The following is a 16,282-nucleotide window of genomic DNA, read 5'->3' as shown; positions in this document are numbered from 1 at the left end:
CTATCTATTTCCCCTCCCGCTTGCGGGAGGGGTCAGGGGTGGGCATCGACGAACCCGGCTCGATGCCGGGTTTGACGAATGACAGGCCGGTGCTCGCTTTGCTCGCGCCCACCCCCGGCCCCTCCCGCAAGCGGGAGGGGAGATTAAGGTTGCCCCCATCACCCGATCAGCTTCGCCGCCACCGGCGCGTGATAGGTCAGCACGCCGCTGGCTCCGGCGCGCTTGAAGCCGGTCAGTATCTCCAGCAGCAGCGCGTCGCGATTGCCCGCCCCGACCGCGGCCATCGCCTCGATCATCGCATATTCGCCCGACACCATATAGGCGTAGACCGGCAGCTCGAAGCGGTCCGCCGCCATCCGCACGATGTCGAGATAGGGCAGGCCCGGCTTCACCATCACGCCGTCGGCGCCCTCGGCGATGTCGAGCGCGATCTCGCGCATCGCCTCGGACGCGTTGGCCGGGTCCATCTGATAGCTTGTCTTGTCGCCTTTCAGCAGCCCGCCCGAACCCACTGCATCGCGAAACGGCCCGTAGAAGGCGGAGGCATATTTGGCGGCATAGGCCATGATCTGGACGTTCGCATGGCCCTCCTGCTCCAGCGCCTCGCGGATCGCGCCGATGCGCCCGTCCATCATGTCCGACGGGGCGACGATATCCGACCCAGCCGCCGCCTGGTTGAGCGCTTGGCCGACCAGCGCGTCGACGGTGGCGTCGTTGACGACATAGCCCGCCTCGTCGAGCAACCCGTCCTGCCCGTGGCTGGTATAGGGATCGAGCGCGACGTCGGTGAGCACACCGATGGCGTCCCCCACCGCATCCTTGATCGCGCGGATGCCGCCGCACATCAGATTGTCGGGATTGGCGGCCTCCCCGCCGTCCTCGTTGCGGCGACCCGGCGGGGTGTGGGGGAACAAAGCAAGGCAGGGAATGCCGAGGTCGATCGCTTCTTTCGCCTTGTCGGCGAGCCCCGAAAGCGGAATGCGCGAGACGCCGGGCAGACTGGCGACGGGTTCTTGCGTGTCGCCATTGGCGATGAACAGCGGCCAGATCAGGTCGCTCGGGTGCAGCCGGTTTTCGCGCACCATGTCGCGGCTCCAGGCGGCCGAGCGCGTGCGGCGCAGGCGGGTGGCGGGGTAGGCGGAGTGAACGGGCATGGCCATAACGAAATCTTCCCCGGCGAAGGCCGGGGTCCAGCAGGGAAACTCACCGCCGGGAACGGACCTGTCAACGATCTCTGAGACTGGCGCATATCGGAAGCGGGCATCCGCCTCAAGCCGCGTTTAGCGGATCAGGCCGCGCCCTTATGCTCCAGCCGGTCGATCTCGCGCAGCGGCCTGGCTTCGCTGCGCGCGGTGGTGAACTGGCCCAGCGCCGCGCCGGGCTTGACCGCCTTGAAGCTTCTGAGCTGCGCCTTGAAATTGACGAGGTCCTGGCCGGAAAGCTGCGCGCGCTCGATATATTTGACCGACAACGGGTTCACCGCGCGGCCGCCGCGATACAGCTCGTAATGCAGATGCGGGCCGGTCGACAGGCCGGTCGAGCCGACATAGCCGATGATCTGCCCGCGCCGGACGCTCTGGCCGCTGCGCGCGGCGATGCGGCTCATATGGGCATAGCCGGTGGCGATGCCGCCGCTGTGCTGGAGCTTCACATAATTGCCGTGGCCGCCATGGCGTCCCGAATAGGTCACCGTGCCGTCGGCGGCGGCGTAGATCGGATCGCCATAATGCGCGCGCAGATCGACGCCGCTGTGCATGCGGGCATAGCCCAGCACCGGATGGAACCGGCGGCCGAAGCCGGAGGTGACCGAGCCGTTTACGGGCCGCAGCATTTCGCCGCGGGTCTTGCCGACGCCCGAAGCCTCGAACCATTGGGTGCTGCCGCCGCTGGTCCAGCGCAGCATCTGCACCTTGTCCTTGCCGTCGCGCGACAGCCCCGCATAGCGCAAATCGCCGACCTCGACTTCGCCGGTTTCGGCGCGGCGATAATCGACCACGAGATCGAACTCGTCCGAGGAGCGGATCGCGCCGATCGCCATCTGCCCGCCGATCACCTGCAGGAATTTCTGTACCGCATCGGCGGGCGCTCCGGCGGCGCGGGCGGAACGGTAGAGCGATCCGCCGACGCTGCCGCGCACGCGCAGGGGCGTATCGTCGACCTTGATCGGATCGCGTTTCAGCCGCAGCGCGCCGTCGACCCGCTCGACCGAGAGGTTGAGATCGAAGCGCGCGCGGAAGGCGAGGCTTTGGAGCGGCCGCGGCTGGGTTCTGGAACTGCGGCGGCCAAGTATCATGTCGATGCGGGTGCCCGGCTCGATATCGGAGGTCGTCATCGCCTGGCCGACCATCGCCTCGACCTTGGCGGCATCGTCGCCGCCCACGCCGGCGCGTTTCAGCACGCGCTCGAAGCTGTCGCCGCGGCCGAGCGTGGCGGTGATGTCGATCTGGGGGCGTTCGGGACTGGCCTTCAACGGGACCACCGCGTCGGTCGCCGCCATATGGCGCCCGGTGTCCGCGCCGTAAGCCAGCGGCATGATCATATAGGCGCGCGATTCCTGGAAGGCATCGCCGGTCAACATGTCGGGCTGGGCGCCGTAGAACGGCTCGAAGCCGGGGCGCAGCGCGATCGCGCCGGCGGCGAGCAGCAACATCGTGGCCAGCCCGCGCCACCATGCCAGCGATCCGATGTCCTCGCCGAGATCCACCGCCAGTTCGAACAGCGGCAAGCCGTTGACGCGCTCGCGGAATTTATTGGGGGCGGGGGCTTGGAACGCAACCGCATCGCCGAGCGACAGCGCCGCCGCGCCCGCTCCGCCGATCGGAAACTCTTCGCGTTCCTTGAACAACCCCGAACCCTTTCGCGAACGGCTCCCCGCCATTCGGCCTCCAATGAGCCAGCGATTGTGGCGGATCAGGGTTAAAGTCAATTTAATCGGCGGCGAACACACTCGCTCTTGCGGCGAGCCGTGCCCGCCGGGAGACGAGAGACGGAACCGATGCGGTTGGGGACCGGCGGACGCGCATCGGCGGCGGACCGACCGAAAGCCCGTCCCGCTATGGCTCGAACCGAGCGCCGCGCGCGACGGCGGAGTAATCGTTTTCCTCGGAATTGGATGCCTCGGAAAAAGCTTTCCTACCTGGACGGCATATGCTAACCATATGGGTTATGAAATACCTGCGTCCCAGCCGTCAACCTGTTCCCGCCTGCTTAAAGTTGGCGATTATGTACCTTGCAAACCCGTTTCCTTTTTCGTCACCCCAGCGTCATTTTTTCGTCACCCCAGCGAAAGCCGGGGTCTCGGGCGGGATCGCCATGAGGCACAAAGAAAGACGGAGCTATGCCGTTTCTGAATTTCCATCCGACTGGGTTTGCAAAGCACATGATCGCCTTAAACTTACAGCCAGTTGCGAAAGGTTTTTTCCAAACGGCCGTATACGGGAAACTTTGACAGGTTAAGCGCATTTTCCGCTTCGTAACGCTTCTCGGGACCGGCGCCGCTCGTGGCGGGCTTTGTCACCTGCGGTCACGATCGCGGGCTCTTTTGAGTGGCCAGCTTGAGGGACCGGAACATGTCCCGAAGGTCGCTTCGCTTGCATTTCGCCGCGCATCGCCCGATCTTGGCAGCCAGCAAGATGGCCGAGTTCGACACATCCCCGATCACCGCCGTGCTTGGACCCACCAACACCGGCAAAACCCATCTCGCGGTCGAGCGGCTGACCGCGCATTCTTCCGGCATGATCGGCTTCCCGCTGCGGCTGCTGGCGCGCGAGGTCTACGACCGCGTGGTGGCGATGAAGGGCGAAAGCCGTGTCGCGCTGATCACCGGCGAGGAGAAGATCGAGCCGCCTGATGCGCGCTGGTATCTGTGCACCGCCGAATCGATGCCGCTCGACAAACAGTTAGGCTTCGTCGCGCTGGACGAGGCGCAACTGGGCGCCGATCCGGAGCGCGGCCATGTCTTCACCGACCGGCTGTTGCGCGCGCGGGGCCGCGAGGAGACGATGATCCTGGGTTCGGACATGCTCAGGCCGATGATCCGGCATTTGCTGCCGGAAGCCGAGATCGTCACCCGCCCGCGCTTTTCGACGCTGAGCTATGCCGGATCGAAAAAGCTGTCGCGCCTCCCGCGCCGCTCGGCGATCGTCGCCTTCTCGGTCGAGGGGGTGTATGCCGTGGCCGAGATGCTGCGGCGCTTCGCGGGCGGCGCGGCGGTGGTGATGGGCGCGCTGTCGCCCTCCACCCGCAACGCGCAGGTGCGCATGTTCCAGGAAGGCGAGGTCGATTATCTGGTGGCGACGGACGCCATCGGCATGGGGCTGAACCTCGACGTGCGCCATGTCGCCTTTGCCTCGCTGCACAAGTTCGACGGGCATCGACGGCGGCGGCTGACGGTGCCCGAAATGGCGCAGATCGCCGGGCGCGCGGGGCGGCACCAGACCGACGGAACGTTCGGGGTGCTGGCGGGTGAGGGCGGCGAGTTTACCCCCGAAGAGATCGAGGCGATCGAGGAGCATCGCTTCAAGCCGCTCCGAAACCTCTACTGGCGCGAAAGCGATCCGCGCTTCACCGATATCGCCACGCTGATCGGCGATCTGGAATCGAAGCCACGGGATGCCGTGTTGAAGGCGGCGCCAGAAGCGATTGATCTGGCCGTGCTCAAGCGGCTGGCAGACAGCGGCGAGGTGATGGCCAGCGCGCGGGGGCAGGCCGGACTGCGGCGGTTGTGGGCGGCGGCGTCATTGCCCGATTTCCGGCAGGTCGGGCCGGATCATCACGCCCGCTTCGTGGCGCGGCTGTGGACCTATCTTGGGGTGGGTGTGATGCCCCGTACACTGGTGGCGCAGGAGATCGCCCGGCTCGACGACATGCGCGGCGATGTCGAGGCGCTGGCGCAGAAGATCGCGGCGACGCGCACATGGTCCTATATCGCGCACCGGCCGGACTGGGTGGAGGACCGCGCGGAAATGGCGACACGCACCCGCGAACTGGAGCAGAAGCTGTCGGACGCGCTGCACGATCGCCTCAGGCAACGCTTCGTGGACCGGCGCACCTCCGTTTTGCTGCGCAAGCTGGGCAAGGATGCCGCGCTGTTGCCCGTTTCGCTTGACGAATCCGGCATGGTGCTGGTTGATGGCGAGGAGATCGGCACGCTGAACGGTTTCCGGTTTGCCCCGGTGCCGGGCGCGCGGGCCGGCGAAAGCCGCCTGCTGCTGGCGGCTGCCGAACGACATCTCGGAGGATTGATGACGCAGAAAGCTGGCGAACTGGCCCAGTCGGGCGACGAGGACTTTACCTTGGAAGCCGGTGGTTCGGGGCATCCCGCGATCCTGTGGCGCGGCGGCGAGCTTGGCGTGCTGGAACCGGGCAAGACGCTGCTCCAGCCTGCGTTCAGATCGGCCAAGGCGCTTGGTTGTCTCGAGGGCGCAGACCTTGCCGCCGTGGTCGAGCGCGCCGAAACGTGGCTCGCCGCCCGTATCGAAAAACACCTCGGCGGGGTCACCGCGCTGCTGGCGTTGTCGCAGAGCGTCCATGCGCCGGGCCCGGTGCGCGCGCTGGCGATCCAGCTCGCCGAACAGGGCGGGGTGGCCGCGCGAGCCGAGGTGGCGGGCGCGGTACATGCGCTGGACAAGGACCAGCGGGCCGCGGCGCGCAAGGCGGGCATCGTCTTCGGCGCGCTCGACATCTACCACCATCTGGCGCTGAAACCCGGCGCGGCGCGCTGGCGCAGCGCGCTCGACGCGGTGATGACGGGCAAGCCGATGCCGGAGCTTCCGCCGGAGAGCGCGGTGCACCTGAGCGACTGGCGCTTCGCCAATGCGCGCGACTGCCGCAATGCGGGCTATCGCCGCTTCGGCACCGAGCATTTGCGCATCGATCTGGTCGAGCGGCTGGCGAAAAAGGCGCATGAGGCGCGCGGCAAGGACCGTGATTTCGACATCGATCTGGCGCTGCCGACTTCGCTCGGCCTCAGCGAAAAAGCTTTTGACTTGCTGATGCGCGATGCGGGCTTCCACCGTCTGCCATCCGCTAGGCCCGTCGAAGCGACGGCGAAAGTGCCTGCTCCGGTAGCCGACGAAGAACCGGCGGCGGTCGAGGCTCCGGAAACGGACCCCGCGGCGAGCGTGACAGGGGGCGACGAAGTCGACGCGGCCGACGGCGCTGCCGCCAGTGAAACGCCACCGGCGACCGAAGCAGCGTCGCCCTCGTCCGAAACCCCGGCTTGTCCGGTGCCGCGCTATCGCTGGGTCGGTCTGCCGAAGCCCGGGCGCGACCATGCGCGCAAAGGTGGCGGGGCCGGGCCGAAGCATCATGAGAAAGGCCGTGGAAAGGGTTTAGAGAACGGCGGACCGAAGGCTTCGGCTTCCGCGGGCGGCAGTGCGCCGCAGGGCGCGCTCGCCGAGCAGCTGGCGCGGCTGACGGGCCGAAGCTGAGTGGAGCCGCAACTGCGGCCCGAGCTGAGAGTCGACAAATTGCTCTGGTTTCTCCGATTCGCCAAGAGCCGCACGCGCGCGCAGGCGATCGTCGCCGCCGGCCATATCCGCCTCAACGGACGCCGGGTCGAGCGTGGCAGTGCCTGCGTGCGGCCTGGTGATGTCATCTCCTTACCCATCGGCGAGGCGGTGCGGGTGATCCGGGTGGTGGCACTGCCCGCGCGGCGCGGGCCGCCGGCGGAGGCTGGGAGCTGTTATGAGGAAATCTAACCTCCGTCGCTCCTGCGAAGGCCGGAGCCTGTCCGATGGAAGCGTTGCTCGCAACTGGCATTACCGGTTCTACTGACGCGAGATGGGGCCCTGCCTTCGCAGGGACGGCGGGTTGCATCGCCTTGGAACCTCCAAGGCATTGACTTGGACGCCGCCCTCCCCATAGCAGAACGTTGAACCGTCTGTATCTCCCGGAGCCGCAATCCATGACTTATGTCGTCACCGAAGCCTGCATCAAATGCAAATATATGGACTGCGTCGAGGTCTGCCCCGTCGATTGCTTCTACGAGGGCGACAATATGCTGGTGATCAATCCCAGCGAATGTATCGACTGCGGCGTGTGCGAGCCGGAATGCCCGGCCGAGGCGATTCTGCCGGACACCGAGGACGGTCTGGAGAAAATGCTCGAGATCAACACCAGGTTCAGCGCCGAATGGCCCAACATCACGGTTAGCCGGGAAGCGCCTGCTGATGCCGACGAGCATAAGGGCGAAGACGGCAAGTTCGACAAATATTTTTCGCCCGATCCTGGCGAAGGCGACTGAGCGCAGGCTTCGCTTCGGCTTGGAGTAACATTCTGTCTCGGTTGCATTTATTTACCGCCCTGTTGCAATCGAACAGGGGCTAGAAATATTCTTTCGAATCTGTTACATTGCTATGTGAAACGGAAGCCGCTGTCCATGCGTCTTTTCGTCGTGGGTCCCCGTTTACAGGGTTATAATCACTCGATCATGAGCTCAGCGGCGCAGCCCGGCCCAGCGCGCGCTTCGCTCCTCCTTTGCGAAAGGTTCTTTTATGGCGTCCAGTGCGGTCCTCTTCGATGTCGGCGACTATGTGGTTTATCCCAAACATGGTGTGGGCCGCGTCGTCGAATTGCAGAATGACGAGATCGCCGGCATGCAGCTGGAGTTGTATGTCCTGCGCTTCGAAAAGGAGAAGATGACGCTGCGCGTTCCGACCAACAAGGCGGAAAGCGTCGGCATGCGCAAGCTTTCGAGCGACAAGACGCTCAAGCAGGCGATGGAGACGCTGAAAGGCAAGCCCAAGGTCAAGCGCACCATGTGGTCGCGCCGCGCGCAGGAATATGAGGCCAAGATCAATTCGGGCGACCTCGTCTCGATCGCCGAAGTGACGCGCGATCTGTTCCGCCCCGACGACCAGCCCGAGCAGAGCTATTCCGAGCGGCAAATCTTCGAGGCTGCGTCGAGCCGTCTCGCGCGCGAGCTCGCGGCGATGGAAAAGACCGACGAGCCGACCGCTTTGCAGAAGATCCTCGGGATTCTCAACGAGGCCGCGCCGCAATATTACGACCAGCCCGACGAAGCCTGAGCGGGGAACATATCGAATGAAAAAGGGCGCTTACCGGCGCCCTTTTTCGTTTCGGCCAGCGACGTGCGTTCATCGACAAGCGCGCTTGCGCGGCATCGCGATCCATTGTATTAATCGGCTAACACAGTGAGAGGATCGATCGATGAGAAAGCATTTGCTCCTAACACCCGTCGCGGTTTTTTTTCTGGCGATCTCCGGCTGCGGCTATTCGGTGTTCGATGCCGCCGAGGACGTGTCGCACATGGGCTACAGCGATCTCGACGACGGCGAGCCGATCACCGCGCAGACCGTGGAGGTCGCCGCCTTTGACGGGCTGGGCGCGCTCGGCCCTGACAAGGTGGTCTTCACCACCGGCCAGGCTTATTCGATCCGCGCCGAGGCACCCGCTGACGTGCTGAGCCATCTGCGATACCGGATGAAGGACGGGTCGATCCAGGTCGGCCGGCAGAATGGAAGCTGGAAGGACAAGGGCGCCGCCACGATCTATGTCACCGCTCCGTCGCTGCGTTCGGTCAGCGCCGCCGGTTCCGGCCCGATCGAGGCGGACCGGATGACCGGCCCCAGCGTCGATATCTCCGTCGCCGGTTCTGGTACGGTCCGGGTCGCCGAGGTGCAGACGGACAAGCTCGACGCGAGCATGGCCGGATCGGGCGGGATGATTCTGGCGGGCCAGGCCAAAAGCAGCGATTTCTCGGTGGCCGGATCGGGCGATATCGATGCCGGCCGCATGATGACCGATGCGAGCGACGTCTCGATCGCCGGGTCCGGCAATGTGAAACTGCGGTCCGACGGCATGGTCGACGCAGCCATCATGGGCTCGGGCGACGTGGACGTGGTCGGCAATGCCAGATGCAAACTGTCCTCAATGGGCTCGGGCAAGCTGCACTGCGGAAATCCAAGCTCCCCTTCATAAGGTAGCGCGAGGCGGAAATCTTTGCCCCGGAACCCGTATTGCGTCATGATCGCCGCTCGTTCAGCTTTTGCAGCGGATAATCGATCATGCTCAGAATTCCACTCGGGTTCGCCTTGGCGCTCATCCTCGCAGCGCCGGCTTCTGCGAAGGAGCGCAGCTTCGTGCTCGGCGGGTTCGATCGGATCGTGGTCGAGGGCGATATCGTCGTCGAGATCGCCACCGACGCCTCGCCCGGTGCCAAGGCGTCGGGGACGCAAGACCAGCTCGACCGGGTGCGACTGGTGCGCAGCGGCAACACGCTGACCGCGCGGCTGGTATCGCCCGTACGGACCGCTCATAACGAAACCGCTAACGATGGTCCGGTGGTGATCCACCTGGCCACGCGGCGGCTGTCGGAGATCGTGCTGAAAGGCAATGGCGTGGTCGAGGCGGGCGCGCTGGAAGACCGCAGCGTGCGGGTGCTGGTGACCGGGAACGGGCAGGTGACCGTTGGCGACGTCGAGGCCGATCAGCTTTACATTAATGTGGTCGGCGCGGGCACGGTGGCGATGAATGGCGGCTCGGCGCGCGAGGCGGAGGTGCAACTCAATGGTCCGGCCAATTGGCAGGCTGGCGGATTGACACTGGACCGGCTCGATCTCAACCATAGCGGTCCGGCGACGAGCATGGTGATGGTCGAGGAATTCGCGCGCGTCTTCAACAACGGCACCGGGCAGATCGATATTGCGGGCGATGCCGATTGCGATATCCGCTCGACCGGCTCGGCGCGGATCGTCTGCGGTAATGGCAAGGATTTGCGGCAGCCCTGACGGGGGCGGGGTAGGGCTTCAGTCTCCGTAGACGCGGTCTGCCTGCGCCACCGCGTCCGATGCGCGGACGGCAGAAATAATCCGCATGAGATGTTGGAGGTCATAGACCTCCAGGTCGATCTCGAAGGTCTGGAACGGGTCGTCGCGCGCGGTCAGCCGCAGGTTCAGGATGTTCGCCTTGTGCAAACCGAAGATACCGGCGACCTCGGCCAGCGCGCCGGGCCGATGATGCACCGTGATGCGCAGCCGCGCGGCGGCGCCTTCGCTGCCCTCGCCCCAGCGCAGGTCGATCCAGTCGGCGTCCTGACCGTCGGCGAGCCGCGCGCAGTCGATCGCGTGGACTTCGACCATCTCGCCCTTGCGGCGCAGGCCGACGATGCGGTCGCCCGGCACCGGCAGGCAGCAATTGGCCAGCTCATAGGCGACCCCCGGCGTCAGACCGCGGATCGAGATGGCGCGGTCCTGCCCCGGATAGTCGCGCTCGGCCCAGTCGGCCGAATGGCCCGGGATGAGCGCCTCGATCAGATCGCGGTCGGACAATTTGCGCATGCCGATGGCGTGCATCAGTTCGTCTTCACTGCTGTAATCCAGCCGCTCGAGCGTCGCGGCCAGCGCTTTTTTGCCGATCTTGGCGGGCAGCCGCCCGGCGATCTCGTCATACATCATCCGGCCGAGCTGGATCATCTCGGCGCGCTCCTGATGGCGCACGTATCGGCGGATCGCGGCGCGCGCCTTGCCGGTGGTGACATAGCTCAGCCAGCTCGGCTGCGGCTCCTGCTTGTCCGATTTCAGGATCTCGACCATGTCGCCATTCTCGATCGGCGTTCTCAGGGGCACATGGCGGCCGTTGATCTTGGCGCCGACGGTGCGGTCGCCCAGATCGGTGTGGACGCCGTAAGCGAAATCGATCGGCGTGGCGCCCTTGGGCAGCTGATGCAGCGCGCCCTTTGGCGTGAAGGCGAAGATGCGGTCCTGATACATCGCCATGCGGGTGTGTTCGAGCAGTTCCTCGGCATCGTGACTGGTCTCGAGAATGTCGACGAGATCGCGGATCCAGCTGGCCTGACCGTCGGGGCGCTCGTGCTGCTTGTATCCCCAATGCGCGGCGAGGCCGACCTCGCTGTCGCGGTGCATGTCGCGGCTCCTGATCTGCACCTCGACGCGTCGATTCCGGTCGAACATCAAGGTGGTGTGGATCGACTTGTAGCCATTGCGCTTGGGCGTGGAGATATAATCCTTGAACCGGCCCGGCACCATCTTCCAACGGCTGTGGAGCACGCCGAGCGCCTGGTAGCAATCGGCAACGTTTTCGGTGACGATGCGAAAGGCGATGATATCGGTCAGCTGCTCGAAACTGACATGGCGTTCCTGCATCTTCTTCCAGATCGAATAAGGATGCTTTTCGCGGCCCTCGACCTCGGCCTCCACGCCCTTTTCCTCCAACGCGAAGGCGATGGAATTGGCCACCGCAGTGAGCTGGTCGCCGCCATCGGCGCGGATTTGCGCGAGCCGGCCGGTGATCGTCTTGTGCGCGTCCGGTTCCAGCTGCTCGAACGCGAGCAGCTGCATCTCGCGCATATATTCGTACATGCCGACGCGTTCCGCGAGCGGGGCGTAGATATCCATGGTCTCGCGCGCGATCCGGCGGCGTTTATCCTCCGAGGGCACATAATGCAGCGTGCGCATGTTGTGCAGCCGGTCGGCCAGCTTCACCAGCAGGACGCGCAGGTCGTCCGAGATAGCGAGCAGGAACTTGCGCAGGTTTTCGGCCGCGCGCTCGTCCTCGGTCTGCGCCTCGATCTTGGAGAGTTTGGTCACGCCATCGACCAGCCGGGCGACATCGCCGCCGAACTTGCTGCCGATCTCCTCGACCGTGGTCAGCGTGTCCTCGACCGTGTCGTGGAGCAGGGCGGTGATGATCGTGTCCTCGTCCAGTTTGAGGTCGGTCATCAGACCGGCGACTTCGATCGGGTGGCTGAAATAGGGATCGCCGCTGGCGCGCTTCTGGCTGCCATGCTTGGCGACCGAAAACACATAGGCGCGGTTCAGCCGATCCTCGTCGACCGACGGGTGATAGGCGCGCACGCGCTCGACCAGTTCATATTGCCGCAGCATCGTTCCTCAAGATGAGGCCGCCGCGCCGCTATGCAACAAAAAAGCGCGCCGGAAGCCAGGTTCCGGCGCGCTCCAGTTGCGTCCGGCGGAGAGACCGGACGGATGGCGGGCTCAGCCGGCGCGTGCGTTGCACTTGGCCAACGCCTCGGCGTCCAGCGCCTTGCCGTCGGCGGTGAAGCTGGCGGCCACGCCGAATTCGCGCACGAACGAGGCGCACACGATATTGGCGCGGCTGTTGGCCTTACTGCCCATGCACGACGTGCCGTCGCATAGGAACATGGCATTGCGCACCACCGCGAGGCGCATCTCGACCGGCGAGACGAGTTCGGCGCGGTAGAACGCGGTGTCGGACGCGGCATGCGCCTGCGGCGCGGCGACGAGCAGGAGCGTGGAAAGCAAGGCGGCTCCGACGAGCACACCGAGCCTGGAACCGTAGTGGGAGAGGGCATTTCGCATGGGCGTATCCTGTTCTGCGATAGGCTTGACGCATCTTGTTAGGTTGCGAATCACTACCTACCTTTTTAAGTAGCAAGTTGCAACTCATTCTGGAATTTTATTTGCATTCATCGCCATCCCGCCGTCTATTACGATTTCAAGTAACGGAGCGATCATGGGCAAATTGCGCGAACCCCTTCGCGATATCGCCGAATGCGGTCTACCCGCCGCGCTGGAGGCCATGGGCGAACGCTGGTCGTTCATGATCCTTCGCGCCGCGTTCAACGGCGTGCATCATTTCGAGGAATTTCTGAGCGCGCTCGGGATTGCGCGCAACATCCTGTCCGGGCGGCTGGCCAAGCTGGTCGAGGTCGGGATATTGAAGCGCACGCCCTGTCCGGACGATCGGCGCAAGGTAATCTATCAACTGACCGAAAAAGGCCTCGATCTGCTACCTGCGATGATCGCGCTTCGGCAATGGGGCGAGCGGTGGGAAACCGGCGTGCCGTCCAATCCCGTGCTATGCGACGAGCGCGATCGGCGGCCGATCCAGCCGATCAGCATTCGTGCGCATGACGACCGCGAGATCGACCACACCGCTTTGTGCTGGATCGACGAAAGCGAACTGCGCGAACGCCGCCGCGATTGCGAGGGCCAGGCGGTCAAGAAGCTCGCCGCGATCTGAGCGTTACGATTCGGCGGGGCGTGACCTTGCGTCGCGTCGCTAGAATGGCAGTTTCAGCCGGAACATCAGCCGATTGCTGACCACGCCCGGTGCGATCGCTACCGCTTCGGTCTCGACCGCGCCGCGCACATCGCCGGTCAACCCGAATTCTGCCTTATCGTCTTCTTCGAACCGCGGATCGAGCTTGTCCTTGAGGCGGTAGCGATCGACATCGGCGCGTACCACGATTACGTCCGCCTCGTCCTTGGGCCTGTTGTCCAGCGAGACGTCCGGAACATCTTGCAGGTCGAAGCGCGCCATATCTGTCCAGGTTGGCGGGTAAGTCGGTGGAACAGGCGAAGCCTGGGCGATCAGGGTCAGCAGCAGACTCACCGGTTGGTCGTCGATGCATTGACCCACGAGCTGCAATCAAACGGCAAGGGCATGGGCTTCCTCTCCCCGGTGCCGCTATAGTCTCGGGCGGGCTGAAAATGCTAAATTATTTGGGCGGGCCGCCGGATGCCGTTATGGAGCAGCGAGATGGCCATCGTCGATCTTCCTTTCGAACCGTTCTTTTCCAACAAGAACCGGGCCTTCTGGAACCTGCACAGCGCCGGCTGGGCGGGGGTGCTGATCCTGCGCGGCACCTCGGGCCTGGCCAACGGGCAGCCACTCAGCTTCCTCGTAACGTTGCTGGTCTCCACCATCGCCGGCTATTCGATCTCGCTGATCCTCTCGGTTATCTACCGCACCGTGTTCGAGCGTTCGACCGCGGTGCTGTGGGGGACGATGCTCAGCAGCCTGATCCTCGCCACCGCGGTCTACGCGTTTATCGACGCCTGGGTGCTGCAGACGATCACGCCGGGTACGTCGAACCTGTTCGCCACCTTGTTCCTGGGCATATTGTTCCTCGACGGCATCGTGTTGTCGGCTTGGTCGGCGCTCTATTTCGCGATCAATTATTTCGTGAGGGGCGAAGAGCAGGCGGACCAGCTGTTCCGGCTCGAGGCGCAGGCGACCAGCGCTCAGCTCACCATGCTGCGCTACCAGCTCAACCCGCATTTCCTGTTCAACACGCTGAATTCCATTTCCACATTAGTGCTGTTGAAGCAGACCGAACCGGCCAACGCCATGCTTTCACGCCTCTCCTCCTTTCTGCGCTTCACGCTGGTCAACGAAGCCTCGGCTCGGGTCACGCTGGAAAAGGAGGTCGAAACGCTGAAACTCTATCTGGATATCGAAAAGATGCGCTTCGAGGACCGGTTGCGGCCCGATTTCAATATCGACGATGCCGCCTGCGACGTGCTGATCCCGTCCTTGCTGCTGCAACCCCTGGTCGAAAATGCGATCAAATATGCCGTGACGCCGAAGGAGGAAGGCGCCGATATCCGCATTCGCGCGCAGCGCATCGGAGACCGCGTTCGTATTTCCGTGGCCGACACCGGCCCCGGGATGGGCACGGTCAAGCCGAGCAGGGCGATCTCCTCGACCGGCGTGGGGATGGCCAACACCCGCGAGCGCTTGACGCAGGCCTATGGCAAGCACCATCGTTTCGAGATATCCTCCCCGCCGGGCGGCGGATTTGAGGTCATCGTCGAGATACCCTATGAAGTGCGCGTCGCGCCGGGGGACGAGGCCAGGGACAATGACGGGGGAATTGCTTCAGGGGGCACGCCTGAGAGCCAAGGAATGATAAACGCATGACCATCCGCACCATCGTCGTCGACGACGAGAAACTGGCGATCCAGGGCCTGGAGCTCAGGCTGGGCAAGCTCGATGATGTCGAGATCGTCGCCACCTGCAACAACGGGCGCGAGGCGATCCGCAAGATCAAGACGTTGAAACCCGATCTGGTATTTCTCGATATCCAGATGCCCGGCTTCGACGGATTTTCCGTGGTGCAGGGCGTGATGGACATCGATCCGCCGATGTTCGTCTTCGTCACCGCCTATTCGGACCATGCCGTGCGCGCGTTCGAGGCGCAGGCGATCGACTATTTGATGAAGCCGGTCGAGGAAGACCGGCTCGCCGACACGATGGTCCGCATCCGCGAGCGCATGGGCCACCGCAAGCAGTCCGAAGAGGTCGAGCGATTGCGCGAGGTGATCAACGAAGTCGCGCCCGAGGCGGCCGAGAATATCGCCAATGACGAGGAGATGCAGGCCGGGCGCTTCGAGCAGCTGATCAACGTCAAGGACCGCGGCCAGATCTTCCGCGTCGACGTCGACACGATCGAGCGGATCGATGCGGCGGGCGACTATATGTGCATCTACACCGCGGACAATTCGCTGATCCTGCGCGAGACGATGAAGGATCTGGAAAAACGCCTCGATCCGCGCGTGTTTCAGCGCGTCCACCGCTCGACCATCGTCAACCTGAACCAGGTCCGCCAGGTCAAGCCGCACACCAATGGCGAATGCTTCCTGGTGCTCGGCTCCGGCGCGCAGGTAAAGGTCAGCCGCAGCTACCGCGAGGTGGTGGCGCGGTTCGTACACTGAGCGGAGGGTCGGCCCATAGAAAGCCGATCGACCCCAGCACGAAGCCGAGAAATGCCGACTGCAATGCCAGCGCAGGCGCGAACTCGCCATAGCCGCTCCCGAAGACCGCGTAGCTGTTCACCGCTACATCGCTGACCATGATGGCCAGCGCCAGCGACAGCGCCGATCGTCTTCGCCGAAGCAGAAATAAGAGAATGACCAGCGGGTCGATCAGCGTCAATGCGGTCCAGAAGATGTTCGTCGGTAACGGGGCGAAGCGATAGGGCAGAAACCCATAGTGCCAGATATGCTGCGCATGGGTGAACGTGCCGATAGCAAAGCAGATGGCATAGACGCCCAGCAGCAGGCGGCGCAGGCTCATCGCTTCCCCGAAAAGAATGTGCGCAACATTTGTGCTGCCTCATCTTCGCTGATCCCGGCATAGACTTCGGGCCGATGATGCACCGTGGGCTGCTCGAACAGCCGGGGGCCGTGCGCCACGGCGCCGCCTTTCGGATCGGGGGCGGCATAATAGAGACGGCGGATACGGGCATGGGCGATCGCCCCCGCGCACATTGCGCAGGGTTCCAGCGTGACATAGAGATCGCAGTCGGTCAGCCGGTTATTGCAGAGCATTGCGGCCGCTTCGCGGATTGCAACGATTTCGGCATGGGCGGTCGGGTCGTGACCGGCGATCGGGCCGTTGGCGCCGCGTCCGACGATCTGGCCACCGCAAACCACCACCGCGCCCACCGGGACTTCCCCCGCCTCGGCCGCCGCACGGGCCAAGCCGAGCGCTTCATCCATATGACGGCGGACTTGATTGAAGGGCATCGGGG

Annotated in this window: 16 protein-coding genes; 9 read left to right on the top strand and 7 right to left on the bottom strand. The window is 64.3% G+C overall.

What is annotated here, in order from left to right:
- Positions 1-158: 158 nt before the first annotated feature.
- Together hemB and ACOQPC_RS12860 are read right to left on the bottom strand one after the other, a co-directional pair.
- Positions 159-1,160, bottom strand: coding sequence for a porphobilinogen synthase (gene hemB / locus ACOQPC_RS12865; protein WP_420606121.1), 1,002 nt, complete (start codon positions 1,158-1,160; stop codon positions 159-161).
- A gap of 128 nt (positions 1,161-1,288) precedes the next feature.
- Positions 1,289-2,845: a M23 family metallopeptidase gene (locus ACOQPC_RS12860; RefSeq protein ID WP_420606120.1), complete on the bottom strand. Its 1,557-nt coding sequence runs from the start codon at positions 2,843-2,845 to the stop codon at positions 1,289-1,291.
- Positions 2,846-3,632: 787 nt separating this feature from the next.
- Here ACOQPC_RS12860 and ACOQPC_RS12855 point away from each other — a divergent pair.
- The 6 genes from ACOQPC_RS12855 (at position 3,633) to ACOQPC_RS12830 (ending at position 9,752) form a co-directional block, all read left to right on the top strand.
- The gene (locus ACOQPC_RS12855; RefSeq protein WP_420608142.1) at positions 3,633-6,431 is read left to right on the top strand and encodes a helicase-related protein; all 2,799 of its coding nucleotides are present in this window, start codon (positions 3,633-3,635) and stop codon (positions 6,429-6,431) included.
- Complete coding sequence (locus ACOQPC_RS12850; RefSeq protein ID WP_420606119.1) at positions 6,432-6,701, top strand: RNA-binding S4 domain-containing protein; 270 nt, start codon at positions 6,432-6,434, stop codon at positions 6,699-6,701.
- Between the two features lie 206 nt (positions 6,702-6,907).
- Positions 6,908-7,246 carry a ferredoxin FdxA gene (gene fdxA, locus ACOQPC_RS12845; RefSeq protein ID WP_420606118.1) on the top strand — a complete coding sequence of 113 codons (339 nt, stop codon included), beginning with the start codon at positions 6,908-6,910 and terminating at the stop codon, positions 7,244-7,246.
- Positions 7,247-7,496: 250 nt separating this feature from the next.
- Positions 7,497-8,030, top strand: coding sequence for a CarD family transcriptional regulator (locus tag ACOQPC_RS12840; protein WP_420606117.1), 534 nt, complete (start codon positions 7,497-7,499; stop codon positions 8,028-8,030).
- 142 nt (positions 8,031-8,172) lie between these two features.
- The gene (locus tag ACOQPC_RS12835; RefSeq protein WP_420606116.1) at positions 8,173-8,943 is read left to right on the top strand and encodes a head GIN domain-containing protein; all 771 of its coding nucleotides are present in this window, start codon (positions 8,173-8,175) and stop codon (positions 8,941-8,943) included.
- Between the two features lie 86 nt (positions 8,944-9,029).
- Positions 9,030-9,752: a GIN domain-containing protein gene (locus ACOQPC_RS12830; protein WP_420606115.1), complete on the top strand. Its 723-nt coding sequence runs from the start codon at positions 9,030-9,032 to the stop codon at positions 9,750-9,752.
- Between the two features lie 18 nt (positions 9,753-9,770).
- Here the strand turns inward: ACOQPC_RS12830 and ACOQPC_RS12825 are convergent, their stop codons facing one another.
- Both ACOQPC_RS12825 and ACOQPC_RS12820 read right to left on the bottom strand, forming a co-directional pair.
- Positions 9,771-11,867 (bottom strand): RelA/SpoT family protein, encoded by a 2,097-nt coding sequence (locus tag ACOQPC_RS12825; protein ID WP_420606114.1) that lies wholly within the window; start codon positions 11,865-11,867, stop codon positions 9,771-9,773.
- Positions 11,868-11,978: 111 nt separating this feature from the next.
- Entirely contained in the window at positions 11,979-12,323 is a 345-nt protein-coding gene (locus ACOQPC_RS12820) for a CC_3452 family protein (RefSeq protein ID WP_420606113.1), read from the bottom strand.
- Between the two features lie 154 nt (positions 12,324-12,477).
- Between ACOQPC_RS12820 and ACOQPC_RS12815 the strand changes: the two genes are divergently transcribed.
- Positions 12,478-12,987 (top strand): winged helix-turn-helix transcriptional regulator, encoded by a 510-nt coding sequence (locus ACOQPC_RS12815; RefSeq protein WP_420606112.1) that lies wholly within the window; start codon positions 12,478-12,480, stop codon positions 12,985-12,987.
- A 39-nt stretch (positions 12,988-13,026) separates the two neighbouring features.
- Here ACOQPC_RS12815 and ACOQPC_RS12810 read toward each other — a convergent pair whose 3' ends face one another.
- Entirely contained in the window at positions 13,027-13,287 is a 261-nt protein-coding gene (locus ACOQPC_RS12810; RefSeq protein WP_420606111.1) for a hypothetical protein, read from the bottom strand.
- Between the two features lie 219 nt (positions 13,288-13,506).
- On the opposite strand from ACOQPC_RS12810, the gene ACOQPC_RS12805 reads away from it, so the two are divergent.
- Together ACOQPC_RS12805 and ACOQPC_RS12800 are read left to right on the top strand one after the other, a co-directional pair.
- Positions 13,507-14,670 carry a sensor histidine kinase gene (locus ACOQPC_RS12805; protein ID WP_420606110.1) on the top strand — a complete coding sequence of 388 codons (1,164 nt, stop codon included), beginning with the start codon at positions 13,507-13,509 and terminating at the stop codon, positions 14,668-14,670.
- Positions 14,667-15,464 (top strand): LytR/AlgR family response regulator transcription factor, encoded by a 798-nt coding sequence (locus tag ACOQPC_RS12800; protein ID WP_420606109.1) that lies wholly within the window; start codon positions 14,667-14,669, stop codon positions 15,462-15,464. The genes ACOQPC_RS12805 and ACOQPC_RS12800 overlap by 4 nt, the downstream gene beginning before the upstream one ends.
- On the opposite strand, the gene ACOQPC_RS12795 is transcribed toward ACOQPC_RS12800, so the two are convergent.
- Complete coding sequence (locus tag ACOQPC_RS12795; RefSeq protein ID WP_420606108.1) at positions 15,421-15,825, bottom strand: hypothetical protein; 405 nt, start codon at positions 15,823-15,825, stop codon at positions 15,421-15,423. The genes ACOQPC_RS12800 and ACOQPC_RS12795 overlap by 44 nt on opposite strands.
- Positions 15,822-16,250 carry a tRNA adenosine(34) deaminase TadA gene (gene tadA / locus ACOQPC_RS12790; protein ID WP_420606107.1) on the bottom strand — a complete coding sequence of 143 codons (429 nt, stop codon included), beginning with the start codon at positions 16,248-16,250 and terminating at the stop codon, positions 15,822-15,824. Before tadA ends, ACOQPC_RS12795 begins: the two co-directional genes overlap by 4 nt.
- Between the last annotated feature and the right edge of the window lie 32 nt (positions 16,251-16,282).

It is taken from the genome of Novosphingopyxis sp., from assembly GCF_965218915.1.
Classification (GTDB): Bacteria; Pseudomonadota; Alphaproteobacteria; order Sphingomonadales; family Sphingomonadaceae; genus Novosphingopyxis.
This window is presented reverse-complemented; position numbering and strand designations above follow the sequence as displayed.

What these genes read in the sequence shown, in the direction of transcription:
- hemB (WP_420606121.1), bottom strand. Translation starts at nt 1,160, where the DNA reads ATGGCCATGCCCGTTCACTCCGCCTACCCCGCCACCCGCCTGCGCCGC.
- ACOQPC_RS12855 (WP_420608142.1), top strand. Translation starts at nt 3,633, where the DNA reads ATGGCCGAGTTCGACACATCCCCGATCACCGCCGTGCTTGGACCCACC.
- fdxA (WP_420606118.1), top strand. Translation starts at nt 6,908, where the DNA reads ATGACTTATGTCGTCACCGAAGCCTGCATCAAATGCAAATATATGGAC.
- ACOQPC_RS12840 (WP_420606117.1), top strand. Translation starts at nt 7,497, where the DNA reads ATGGCGTCCAGTGCGGTCCTCTTCGATGTCGGCGACTATGTGGTTTAT.
- ACOQPC_RS12835 (WP_420606116.1), top strand. Translation starts at nt 8,173, where the DNA reads ATGAGAAAGCATTTGCTCCTAACACCCGTCGCGGTTTTTTTTCTGGCG.
- ACOQPC_RS12830 (WP_420606115.1), top strand. Translation starts at nt 9,030, where the DNA reads ATGCTCAGAATTCCACTCGGGTTCGCCTTGGCGCTCATCCTCGCAGCG.
- ACOQPC_RS12825 (WP_420606114.1), bottom strand. Translation starts at nt 11,867, where the DNA reads ATGCTGCGGCAATATGAACTGGTCGAGCGCGTGCGCGCCTATCACCCG.
- ACOQPC_RS12820 (WP_420606113.1), bottom strand. Translation starts at nt 12,323, where the DNA reads ATGCGAAATGCCCTCTCCCACTACGGTTCCAGGCTCGGTGTGCTCGTC.
- ACOQPC_RS12815 (WP_420606112.1), top strand. Translation starts at nt 12,478, where the DNA reads ATGGGCAAATTGCGCGAACCCCTTCGCGATATCGCCGAATGCGGTCTA.
- ACOQPC_RS12810 (WP_420606111.1), bottom strand. Translation starts at nt 13,287, where the DNA reads ATGGCGCGCTTCGACCTGCAAGATGTTCCGGACGTCTCGCTGGACAAC.
- ACOQPC_RS12805 (WP_420606110.1), top strand. Translation starts at nt 13,507, where the DNA reads ATGGCCATCGTCGATCTTCCTTTCGAACCGTTCTTTTCCAACAAGAAC.
- ACOQPC_RS12800 (WP_420606109.1), top strand. Translation starts at nt 14,667, where the DNA reads ATGACCATCCGCACCATCGTCGTCGACGACGAGAAACTGGCGATCCAG.
- ACOQPC_RS12795 (WP_420606108.1), bottom strand. Translation starts at nt 15,825, where the DNA reads ATGAGCCTGCGCCGCCTGCTGCTGGGCGTCTATGCCATCTGCTTTGCT.
- tadA (WP_420606107.1), bottom strand. Translation starts at nt 16,250, where the DNA reads ATGGATGAAGCGCTCGGCTTGGCCCGTGCGGCGGCCGAGGCGGGGGAA.